The organism is Pseudozobellia thermophila, assembly GCF_900141855.1.
In the GTDB taxonomy this organism is placed as follows: domain Bacteria; phylum Bacteroidota; class Bacteroidia; order Flavobacteriales; family Flavobacteriaceae; genus Pseudozobellia; species Pseudozobellia thermophila.
The window spans coordinates 843,293-855,124 of the sequence record NZ_FQYU01000002.1; the positions used below are offsets into that span (position 1 = coordinate 843,293).

An 11,832-nucleotide genomic window follows, 5' to 3' on the forward strand; every position below is an offset into this window, starting at 1 on the left:
TGCCACCCTAAAAGCCAGCCCGCTACCACCTTCGTACGACCGGCCGGCTAAGGACCGTACAAGCCTTGGAAATACAAAACAGCACATTACCTGTGCCATGATCAAAACACCCCTGAAAAGGGACTTTCAGTCCCTTGGCCAATGCGCCATCTCGATAGAACACCCCTGAAAAGTAGCCGTAGCTACTTTGCCAGCGCGCCATCTCGCCACAACACCCCTGTAAAGTAGTGTTCCACTACTTTACCGTCCCCTCAAGGGGACATTAGGCCATAGCACCTCAAAGGGACAAAATCCCCCTTCGAAGGGGGTGCCCGAAGGGCGGGGGATGTTGGAGCTAGGCGTAAAGGCCTGTATCGGACCTAAACAACGGCAAGCCGATAAAATTCCTCCAATTGTGAATGGCAGTTAAAATTGACCTTTAGGTCTTTTACAATGCCCGTTCCTACGCCGTAGACCCACCCGTGAAGGTTAAGGTCTTGCCCCCTTTCCCATGCATTTTGTACAATCGATGTCTTTGCCAGGTTATACACCTGCTCCATGGTGTTGTACTCGACAAAGCGATCAAAAAGTTCGGAATCGTCATTTATCCCGCTTAAAACATCTTGGTGCTGTCGGTAGACTTCCCTGATATGACGGATCCAATTGTCTACCAGCCCATAGGATTTGCTGCCCATGGCGGCCTTTACGCCACCGCAACCATAGTGGCCGCAGACGATGACATGCCTTATCTTAAGCACGTTGACGGCATAGTCGAGCACACTGAGCATGTTCATGTCGGAATGCACTACCATATTGGCAATATTCCGGTGTACGAAGACCTCCCCCGGCTGCGCACCGATAATCTCATTGGCCGGCACACGGCTATCGGAACAACCGATCCAAAGCAGTGGGGGTTGCTGGCCCTTTTCGAGTTTTTTGAAAAATTCGGGATCGCCCTCCAGTTTAGACTGCACCCATTTTCTATTATTGTTTATTAAGCTTTTATAAAAGTCCGGTTTCATAGTCCTAAGGGTTAATGTTGCATTTGAAAAACTTGGTGACCAAAGTATTTTCTAAAACTTTCGGGGTTGTCCAAGGTTTCTTTTTCCGCAATGATTTTAATATGGATGTTGTTGTTTTTCGCCTTAACGGCAAACTCGTCGAGGTATTCCAAGATATCATAGTCCAACACCTTGGTTTTTCTGAAGTCCAGTTCCAAAAAGGAATTCTTTGCCAATCCATCCAATTCCTTGATAATTCGCCCCTTGTTGATAAAGGTCACCTCTTCGGCAAAATTGATATGGAAAAGGTTCTTTTTTCCTTTGTACTCCTTTAAGAGCAACTGGTGCGAGTTGTAGTACGACTTTAAGAGAACGGTGATCAGCCCCACGGTCAGTCCGATCATTATTCCCTTCAATAAATCCGTGGACACAATGCCCACCACCGTTACGATAAAGGGAACAAATTGCGTCTTTCCCAATCGGTACATCTGGACAAAGGCCTGGGGATTGGCCAATTTATAGCCGATGACCAAAAGAACACTGGCCAAAACGGCCTGCGGTATCAGGTTCAACAAGGTGGGGATGGCGATAACGCTCAATAAGATCAAGAAACCGTGCATAATGGCGGACAATTTGGTCACGGCCCCGCTCATAACATTGGCCGTACTGCGCACGACCACCTGGGTGACGGGAATACCGCCGATCAAGCCCGAAACCGCGTTTCCGACCCCTTGGGCTATCAGTTCCCTGTTGGTAGGTGTCTGCCGCTTAAGCGGGTCCAGTTTGTCGGAGGCCTCAACGCTCAACAAGGTCTCCAGACTGGCCACGATGGCTATGGTAAATGCCGTTATGTACACATCCTTATTGGCCAGGGCCGAAAAATCGGGAAAGGTAAACTGTCCCATAAAAGACCCTATGTCCTGTGGAACGGGCACTCGGACCAGCTGACTTTCATGAAGGGCGAAGAAGCCCGACTGCCCCAAGGTGACATAGATAACTATGCCTACGACCACGGCGAGCAAAGGGGCCGGAACAAGTTTGTAAATTTTGTTCCTCTTGGCCAATACACCGTCCCAGAGCAATAAGATGGCCAAGGATATAAAGGTAACGAACAGGGCCCCGGGCGTAATCTGGTCCTGAAGAACGCTGAAATCTATCCGATCCGTGTTCACATCCCCGCTAAAACCAAAGGCCAGGGGGATCTGTTGTACAAAAATCATGATCCCGATGGCACTGAGCATGCCCTTGATTACCGCCGAAGGAAAGTAATAACCAATGACACCGGCCCGAAAAATGCCCAGTGCTATTTGAATAATCCCGGCCAAGATTACCGAAGTGAGAAAGAGCTCATAACCACCCAGATCGGTTATGGCGTTAAAGACGATGACGACCAGGCCGGCCGCCGGCCCGCTTACGCCGATGGAGGATCCCGATAGGTAGCCGACTACGACCCCTCCGACCACACCGGCAATAAGACCGGCAAACGGCGGCGCTCCACTGGCAAGGGCCACACCAAGACATAGAGGTAACGCAACAAAGAAAACAACAAGACTTGCCGGCAAGTCTTTTCTCCAGTGTTTAAATAAATTCATGAAAGTATAAGTTTGGAATATAAAGTCAATAGGCCACCTGTACCCCATTCGGCGTGCCGATGGCGTTTTGACCGCTAATTAGTAATGATTGAAGGTGTCGTATACCGCCGAATGCGGTATGGAGGTAAAATATTAGCCTAAATATTCTGGAGGTGGGGTGGGCCGAGATGATTTCAAGGCCTGAAAATCGGAGTCTATATACGAAACCATACCCTGTCTACTCCCCTTTAGCGCATTCTTGGGCAGCTGGGCTTCCTGCATGAACATATCAAAGTCCAGGGCATCTTCGTCCATATCGGGTTCAGAATCGTTGGGGTTGTCGTGGTGCTCCAACTCCATGGCCATGGAAGTATCATCGCCTTGGGTTACCACGATTTCCTGAACCAGTCCCGCCATAAAGACGAAGACCAAAAGAACCGATGCAACACACTTAGACCCAATTAACATATTTTTACCAAATTAACTATTTTAATAAATTATTTCTAGTAAAAATACAATTATGCAAAATAATCTACACCAAAATAGTGTTAAACAGAATGTTAATTGAAAAATCCTCAAAACAAGGTTTTTACTTTTGACGGACCGCAAGAATAAGGGGCCATAAAATGGAATTCCATCATTTCTACGACCATACCGAAGCCCGGCTGCCTAAACTTCACGGCCAGCTGACGCCATCTCGCCACAACACCCCTGTAAAGCAGTGTTCCACTACTTTGCCAGCGCGCCATCTCGCCCGCTGCTAACGCAGACGGCGTCCTCAAGGGGACATTAGGCCATAGCACCTCAAAGGGACAAAATCCCCCACTTCGACAAGCGCCGTGCAGGCTTTGAAGGGGGTGCCCGAAGGGCGGGGGATGTTTAGCAACACCAACACAATCTCCTCTCCTACCCAACATAAAACCAACTCATTTCAGACGGATTGGGCTTTTATAGAGAAATTGCCTTTTTAAAAATCACCCCTTCTTTTCTATACACCAGCATGTAAACCATTTCATTTTCCATAGCGTAGTATTCGGGGGTACTTTGCAATGGCCATTCGTCTCTTCTTATCCGAATTAATTTATCGGGCCATTCTTCAAAACTTTCGGAAGGGTTCACTTTTTCGAACCCTTTTAACCATTTATCGATGTCTTCGGGATTAAGCTTTATCACGTATCTGTAATCCCTATATTCGGGCAAATAAAAGGTGTTTACATGAAAGGTAAATCCTTTTGAATTGTACAACAGAAACTCTGCGTTCTCAAAATCACTATGTACTTCAATTTCTTTTTTAAGGGTAGCTACCCGCTCCGCCTTGGTTCCATAATTTAGGCTGTACAGTTCTTTCTTTATTTCTTCATCGGAACAACTACATAGCATTATACAACAGACAGAAACGGTAAAAAACAGTCTATTCATTCCATGGGTGTATTTCTAGTGCAAAAGTAACAAAATCGGTTTTTTGCCTATGCGCCCATACCCTGCGTTATGGCACCCTAAAAAGAGTAATTCCCCTATGAAGGGGGTGCCCACAGGGCGGGGGATGTTTTGTGATACTTACATAACCCCTCTTCTACCCACACCAAAACCACTTATTTTTAATGGATTACGCTTTTCTGTAAGAACGAGATTGTAAGAATTTTTAAATTCGTGTGGGCTTGAACAAACTAAACCCTTGTTTTATAGTCGAAAATAAATGTTTAGACACAGTGGTACGCATGTACCAATGTTAACTTCAGGCTAATGAAACTTATAGATAACATAGAACAATTGGAACAAAACCTGGAAACAGTTGAATTGTATCTAACGGAAGGAACAGGTTTTGAAAATGACACCGCAATCGGACTTATTCGTGCCGGAGCTTGTTTTGTAGCCTATGAAATTAACAATGAACTGAGGTTTGCACCAAGTAGATTTGTTGGCTATAAAAATAATAATTTAGACCAACATCTAAATTCACATAAAGATGGACGAGAAACAAATGCTGTAATCGCAAGAATACTGGACAACAAACTCGGACCAAATCAAAAGTTAGAAAAAGCATTTCTAAAATATTGCAGAAACCTAGGAATTGAACCTTATAACAAAAAGAGAAAATATTGGAAATTTAATCTGACAAAAGAATTTAAAGCAAATTTAGAATTGGACGGGGAGTTTCCTGAAGGAAAAATATCTGAACGAAAACATAAGTTTCGTGAACGAAATTTAAAAGTTGTTCAACTTGCCAAACAAAATTTTAAAGACAAAAATGGTCGCTTATTTTGTCAAGTTTGTGAATTTGACTTTGAAAAAGAGTATGGAGAAATTGGAAAGGATTTTATTGAAGCGCATCATACAATTCCAGTAAGCGAAATGAAAGCTGGGCACAAAACCAAAATTGAGGACATTGCAATGCTATGTCCCAACTGTCACAGAATGGCACATATAAAAAGACCTTGGTTAAAAATGGCGGAATTAAAACAATTACGAAAAAAACAAGTGGGCAAGTTTGAATAAACGCAAAAATTAATACCCTGACCATTAAAGACAATCAAGACTATAATTATAACTATGAAGAAAGAAGAAGAAAACGATAAGAATATAGAATCTTCTGATAGCAATGTCGATAAAAAAATTGAAAAGGAAAAGAGTGAATTACTGAATAAGGTTTTGAGTGGAAATCTCATAACCAAACGTGACAAAGTTGGATTTATTCTCAACAACAATACATCAGCCAGAAACTCAGATATTGAATTAGCTTGGAGTTATTGGAAGACATTTGAAAACCATGTATTTAATGGAATTTCAATTACAAAAGAAGAACTTAAAAAATTGACCTCTATTAATTCTTTGACTCGTTCTAGAGCTAGAATTCAAAATGAATACAAATTATTTCAAGCTAATCATGCCGTAAAAAAACATAGAGGCGTGTTAGCTGATGAGATGAAAAAAATAGCTGTAGAGGAAAAACCTGAAGGTTTAGAAACATATTCTGTTTATATAGATGAGACAGGTAAAACTCAAAGTTATTTATCTGTAGGAAGCTTATGGGTTGTAGATGGCTTTAAAGCATACCAAGCATATAATGAAATTAAAAATTGGAAGGATAAAAACAATATTAATTATGAATTTCACTTTTCAAATTTAAGTAAAAACAGACTTGAAAAATATAAAGAATTCTTTTTGAACTTTTTAAAACTAAATCCAACCGTCGGTTTTAAAGTTATAATATTAAACAGAAAGGGTATAACTAATATAAATTCCGCAATAACAGATTTAACATTCCACTTACTTCATAAAGGTGTCAATCATGAGCATACTACCGGAAGAGCACCTTTACCAAGATTACTACAAGTATGGATTGATGATGAAGAAAAAGGAAGTGATCAACTAAAACTAGAAAACATAAAAGAAAGACTTACACGTCAATCTATTTCTGATCTATATCTTGGTGATTTTCATGCCGTAGATTCTCAAGAAAACTTTGGAATTCAGATTGTCGATATTTTTACAGCGTCAATAAATAGAAAAATTCACAATCCTGAAAGTACTGGGAACCATAAAGATGAACTAGCAAATTTTGTTTTGGAGCTTCTTAAATTTGATTTAAAAAGCATTAATCTTGAAAACAATGAGACTGATAAATCAACTATATTTAACCTGAACTATTAATAAAACTGTTTATTCTATTATATATAAAGTTATAATAGACAGTTAATTAGCCCCCACTGCCGCCCCCCCGCTCGTGCCCAAAAAACACCCCTGAAAATCAGCAATAACGCTGCTTGGCCAGCGCGCCATCTCGCCCGCTGCTAACGCAGACGGCGTCCTCAAGGGGACAATTAATTCCCCCACTTCGACAGGCTCAGTGCAGGCATTGAAGGGGGTACCCGAAGGGCGGGGGATGTATTTTAAAAACACCAACAAAAGCCAAACACCTTGACCAAAAAGAAAAACTTCAAAATGTACTCCCCTGTAAATCGAATATCCCCATTAATGATAGATCGATTCCGCCGGAATTGTTTCTCGGGAAAAACCCGGTCCACTCCATTCCAGATTGAATTGCGCTTTTCCCTTTTTACCTTTTCTGTAATACAAGGAAATAGGGTGCAATCCGGCCTTGAGTCTATATTGCCCGCCCATTTTTGAATTTTTTATGTATCCGAAATCCGCATCAATAACGGTAGATTGGTGAATACGCAGCATTCCGCCGGCATTGGCGCTTAGGTAAAAGGTATAGGTCCCATCCGCAGGCACCTTTAAATAGCCTTCAAAATAAAGCACCTTGCTGTTTTCCGAAACTGGGATTTGGGGCGATATTTGCATAGACACCCCGGTTTCGGCCGGTGTTAGTCCCGCAACGGAAGGAACCCAAGGGAAGTTCCCCTCGTAGGATTTCCAGGTCACGCCTTTTTTCAAATGCTTCACCGATAGGCCTGGAACCAGGGCCTGGTCATAAGGCCGGACCGCCGAAGCGTTGGGCATGCGCTGTTGCAGTACACTCGCTTTCATTTCTTCCTGAAGTGCCGAAAAATCAGCCGATTCCGCCAAGTTTTTCGATTGCTCCCTATCCTCGATTACATTGTAAATTTCAAAATCATCGTCCTCCGACTTAATATCATATCGGACGCCGACAAAATTGCCCTTACGTACCATCTGCATTTGATTACGACGACGGCCTCTCAAATCAGCGCTAAAATCATCATAACCCGGAGTTTTTCCGTTCTGAAAATATTCCACATAAACAGAACTGGGCGGCTGTTGCCCTATTCCCGTTAAGGAAGGCAACAACGAGGTTCCGTTGGATACCGCCGGAGCAGGAACACCGGCCACTTCGGCAAAGGTGGGCATCCAATCATACGAGATACTGGGACTGGAAATTACCGTTCCCGGTTTAATAGCTTCAGGCCACCTAGCAATGGTCGGCATACGCAGTCCTCCCTCCCAACAGTCCCTTTTGATTCCCGTAAAAGGTCCGTAACTCCCAAAGAAAGTAGGTACGATGGGCTGGTCCTTCAAATACGATTCTACCGAGGGGCCATTATCCGAAGTAAAAATGACCAAGGTATTACCATCAATTTTAAGGTCTTTTAAAAGTTGAAGGATATCGCCCACGGCGGAGTCTATCCTACGGGTACTGGTAGCGTACCTTTTGTAGACATCGGTCCACGGTACCGGCTTTTTACCGTTCTCCGGAATGTACGTAGCATCGGCATAATCGGGGTGGATCCAAGAATCCACTTCGCCACTGGCCGTGTTTATCATTCTCCCCGGTTCCCCAAGCCATTGCAGACCGCCGTTAAGTCCGCCCCCCTCAGGATAGGCCTGCGTGGGCAGTTCCAAAACGGCATGCGGCGTGTCATAGGCCAAGTACATAAAAAAAGGTTTGTTACCTTCCTCGCTCTTTTTATGGTCTACAATCCATTTTTTAGCGGCAGCGGTCCAAAGATCTGCGGTATAACATTTGTCGAGGTCAGGGGTTATGTTGGTCCGGTTTTCGTACACCTCTTTGGTGCCCCGGTATATCCCTTCCTTGGGGTAATGCTCATGTCCATCGCCATGCCTCATATATCCGAAGTAATAATCGAATCCTTGGTTTAAGGGATGGGAGGGCCAGTTGGGAGCCTTGCCCCTGCCTTGTAAGCCCCATTTGCCTATGGCCGCCGTCTTATAATCCGCCTTTTGTAAAACAGACCCCAAGGTGTGGTTGTAAGCCAAGGCCTTATCAAACTGATTGTCCCTGACATTGGCATGCCCTTGGCTTTGACCCAACAACAAGGATGCCCTAGAAGGTGCGCATACAGGCGCCGCGGAGTAATGCTGCGGCATTAACGCTCCTTCATTGGCCATACGGTCTAGATTGGGCGTAAATGCCTGCGGTGCCCGCTTTCCTTTTTTGGCGGCCCTTTGCTTTTGGAAAAGAACCCCTAAATCGCCAAAACCCAAATCATCCGTTAAGATGAAAATTATATTGGGTTGGGTGTCCGGCTTTTGGCCCAACGCGATTGCCGACAATGACATGGCCAATCCGAGCAACACTAAATTTTTCATTTTCTATTTTTATTCATTAAGATTTAAGACCTTCTTTATAGGACAGAAATAACGAGGGTAGTCACTGATTTCGGCAATACCCGAATCTGACCATCGGTCATTGGGTAATCGTGTTTTTTTTGTAAGTTATAGGATTCATTGGTGATGTAAGCCTCTACTCTATTTGCCGTATAATGTGCCATGTTCAGCTTTAAATGGCCCACTTGGTCGTTTTGATTGACAATGACGACCACAATACCATCATCCTTATTTTTGTAGGCGGATAGCAGCAATCCTTCCCTTAAGTTTTCAACCGTGTTCAACCCTTCGTACGCTACCGAGATACGCTTGGCCCCGGGGCGGATGAACCTCGAATAATTTCCTAAGGCCCACAGTAATTTTGAATCATGGATAGCACCATCTTCCCTGTTTTTATCGTGATAGATCAAACCGTCCTTAAAGTCATACGGACTCATGGCCAGCCACCAGTGCCACGCGCTGGCATTGGCCATCGTTAGATCGGCATGAATAAGGCGGGCTACATACAGGGCCGTTTGCATACCCAATCCCCTGCCCTTTCCCTTGATCTCCTCATTGTTTTCCAAGATGCAGTACTCGCTCATCCAATATTCCAAGGAAGGATATTTTGCTAGTTTCTCCGCAATGCGTTCCCGCTCCCTTTTCAGCTTTTCAACAGGCCAAGTAGTAAAATAACTGTGTGCGGCTACTTTAGGTGCCAGGGTACCCAAGTTTCCCAAATAATCCGGACTTGAAGGACTGAAGAAGGTTTCAATTTGGTCGCTTCTATTATGGTGTTTCTTTTTGGTCCCTGTGAGATAATCGATCGCCCCGGCCTCGGTAATTTCCAATTGCGCAGCAATGTTTTCAACCCTAAAAACGGAATCGATAACCCTAGTGGCCGCGGCCAATTCCTTATTGTTCCAAGGCGAGCCTTCCTGTCCGCCTTTCCATTCCCATTGCGGCTCGTTGAACGGACTCACATAATCAAAGTACACTCCTACACTGTCCCTAAAGTGAAGCCATACATCTGCCAGAAAGTTAGCATATGCGGCATAATTCGCATGTGATATATTGGCGGCCAATCCATCTTCCGAATGTCCCTTTCCATTTTTTGTAAGCTGAATAGGCGGACTGTTCACAAAAGCGATAAACTGCCCTACGCCCCTTTCTTTTGCGGCCTTTAAAAACCACTGTTGCCCAGCTTGTCTTTGCCAGTCGTAAGTGCCATTGCTTTGCATGAAACCTTCCGTTCTGCGCCAAGGATCCTTGATGCCGCTTTCTTCCCCCTGGGGGGCACTTCCGGCCCCGATATTGAAACGCCAGGCCGATAGGCCGATCCCCTTGGGCGAACCTTGGGCATCCGTTTCCATACTGAACAGCCAATCGGCCATTTGCTTCCTCTTTTCATCGGGCCACAGTCCCGTAAACTGGGCCGCCCATGCATCGGAAGCGCCAAAGTTGTGAAGGGTCTGAAAGGCCATGGCAGTATCGATTTCGACCTCGACCAGCCTGTTTTGGGCCCTTGCGAACCAGCACATACTGAATGCCAATGCCCATAGGAAGCATCTACCTTTCCACTTTACCCCCGAATCCGATTGCCTTGCTCTTGCCTTTTCCATTTCCTTTCTTCCGATGTTATACCTCCTTACCGTTCAAATGACAATTTTAGGATACTGCCCCCATTTGTAAAATGGCCGTTGTCGAGGTTTCCCTCGCAGGCCTCCAATAGTCTCCTTTTAAGTTCTTCGAGCTTGTAAGGATGTGTTTCGGACAAGTCGTTCGCCTCCTTGAAATCGTCGGGCAAATAGAACAGTTCGAACACCCCATGGTCAAGATCCGTCCTAATCTTCCATCCCTCTTTGGTAATCAGCGTAGGCCCCGTGTACGAAGAATAGACTACGGATTCGTGACCTGCCCCCGTATGTTGGCCGATCAATTCGTCGTAAAAGGATATCCCATCGGAATCAAAGGGTTTTCCGAACCCCGTGATCTCGGCCACCGTGGCCAATAGGTCGTAATTGGCGACAAGCCTGTCGCTCGTCCTACCCGCCTTTATCTTACCGGGCCACCTAAGGATCAAAGGAACCTGAATGCCTCCTTGGAGGTTACTTCTTTTCATTCCTGCACGGCCCCCATTTCCATCGAAAACGTCGCCCGACAGATCACTGTAGTATTTATGCCCTAGGTTGTCGAACCGGTTTCCCGTTTGGATATTGGTATAGGGCTTCTCTACCCGCCCCTCCTGGGCATAGTAGATTTCATGGCCGTTGTCGGAAGTAAATACGACCAGGGTATTGTCATCGATCTTAAGTTCCTTGAGTTTTTCCATAATCTGTCCCACGTTGTCGTCCAACATTTTGACCATGGAAGCATATTCCTTTTCAATGGGCGTCAACCGATCATCGGCTACAAAATCAGGATGTATTTTAGGAATGGCAACCGGCCCATGGGGCAATTGCGTGGGAAAATAAAGAAAAAAGGGCCTGTCTTTGTTCGTCGTTATAAAATCGAGGGCCTTGTCCATAAACAGATCTTGGGAATACCGGGCCTTACCTTCCCGATTTCTCCGCTCCTTAAAGTTTTCCAAGGTTTCAGGCTCTCCCGATTTTCCACAATTGGCTAGGGTGTTGCCCGCTATTGGCACCAAATTGCCCGTTTCGAACAAAAATGGGGGATAAAACCCATGGGCCCTTACGTGGTCGAGGTAGCCATAATAATAATCCCAACCGTGCCGTTTCATTTGATGATCGGTGGTTGAAAAACCCCACTCCAATTTCCCGATCTGGGCGGTGGCATAGCCCGCTTCTTGCGCCACTTGCCCCAAAAAGACCTGGTCGTCAGGTATAGGGGCCAAGGCTTTGTTGAGTATTTCCTCGATCTGCGCCTGATCGTACCCGTCCGTACTGATTTTTTTGTACAAAGCCCCGGGGGTGATCTCGAAGCCCTGTTCATGGCAGTCGTGGAGACCAGTGATCAACGATGCGCGGGCCGGGGCGCATAACATATTGCCGTAAGCGTTGGTAAAACGGAGCCCTTCCCTCGCCAGTTGGTCGATATGGGGCGTCTTTATAATCTTTTGCCCCTCGTGGCCCAAGAGTCCCATCCCCAGATCATCCGCATAGATCAGGACAATATTGGGCCCATTGGCTTCCTTTTCCGCCGGCACCCCCGAATTTTGCCGGCAGGCGGTAAACGCGATCAGCAAACCACACAGGGCCAGGGGCCAAAAACGACTTTCTATCCTTCCCAAA

At 45.3% G+C, this 11,832-nt stretch carries 9 protein-coding genes; 2 read left to right on the plus strand and 7 right to left on the minus strand.

The annotated features are described in order from the left end of the window. Nucleotides 1-359 precede the first annotated feature (359 nt). From can to BUB37_RS08835, 4 genes are all read right to left on the minus strand, one after another. Nucleotides 360-1,001 (minus strand): carbonate dehydratase, encoded by a 642-nt coding sequence (can, locus tag BUB37_RS08815; RefSeq protein ID WP_072991912.1) that lies wholly within the window; start codon nt 999-1,001, stop codon nt 360-362. An 11-nt stretch (nt 1,002-1,012) separates the two neighbouring features. After that, nucleotides 1,013-2,572 (minus strand): SulP family inorganic anion transporter, encoded by a 1,560-nt coding sequence (locus BUB37_RS08820; RefSeq protein WP_072991915.1) that lies wholly within the window; start codon nt 2,570-2,572, stop codon nt 1,013-1,015. 132 nt (nt 2,573-2,704) lie between these two features. Continuing rightward, complete coding sequence (locus BUB37_RS08825) at nt 2,705-3,019, minus strand: hypothetical protein (RefSeq protein ID WP_139278091.1); 315 nt, start codon at nt 3,017-3,019, stop codon at nt 2,705-2,707. Nucleotides 3,020-3,499: 480 nt separating this feature from the next. After that, nucleotides 3,500-3,970 (minus strand): hypothetical protein, encoded by a 471-nt coding sequence (locus BUB37_RS08835; protein ID WP_139278092.1) that lies wholly within the window; start codon nt 3,968-3,970, stop codon nt 3,500-3,502. 324 nt (nt 3,971-4,294) lie between these two features. On the opposite strand from BUB37_RS08835, the gene BUB37_RS08840 reads away from it, so the two are divergent. Continuing rightward, the gene (locus tag BUB37_RS08840) at nt 4,295-5,047 is read left to right on the plus strand and encodes an HNH endonuclease (RefSeq protein ID WP_072991928.1); all 753 of its coding nucleotides are present in this window, start codon (nt 4,295-4,297) and stop codon (nt 5,045-5,047) included. A 54-nt stretch (nt 5,048-5,101) separates the two neighbouring features. Then, a complete protein-coding gene (locus tag BUB37_RS08845; protein WP_072991931.1) occupies nt 5,102-6,202 on the plus strand; it encodes a DUF3800 domain-containing protein in 1,101 nt (366 codons plus the stop codon). 321 nt (nt 6,203-6,523) lie between these two features. Here BUB37_RS08845 and BUB37_RS08855 read toward each other — a convergent pair whose 3' ends face one another. Genes BUB37_RS08855 through BUB37_RS08865 form a run of 3 tightly spaced genes read right to left on the minus strand, consistent with a single transcriptional unit; the run spans nt 6,524 to nt 11,831 of the window. Continuing rightward, on the minus strand, nt 6,524-8,581 hold the full coding sequence (locus BUB37_RS08855; RefSeq protein WP_072991938.1) for a sulfatase-like hydrolase/transferase: 2,058 nt from the start codon (nt 8,579-8,581) through the stop codon (nt 6,524-6,526). A 35-nt stretch (nt 8,582-8,616) separates the two neighbouring features. Further along, nucleotides 8,617-10,200, minus strand: a complete 1,584-nt coding sequence (locus BUB37_RS08860) for a glycoside hydrolase (RefSeq protein ID WP_072991942.1) — start codon at nt 10,198-10,200, stop codon at nt 8,617-8,619. 26 nt (nt 10,201-10,226) lie between these two features. Next, nucleotides 10,227-11,831, minus strand: coding sequence for an arylsulfatase (locus BUB37_RS08865; RefSeq protein ID WP_212635274.1), 1,605 nt, complete (start codon nt 11,829-11,831; stop codon nt 10,227-10,229). Nucleotide 11,832 lies beyond the last annotated feature (1 nt).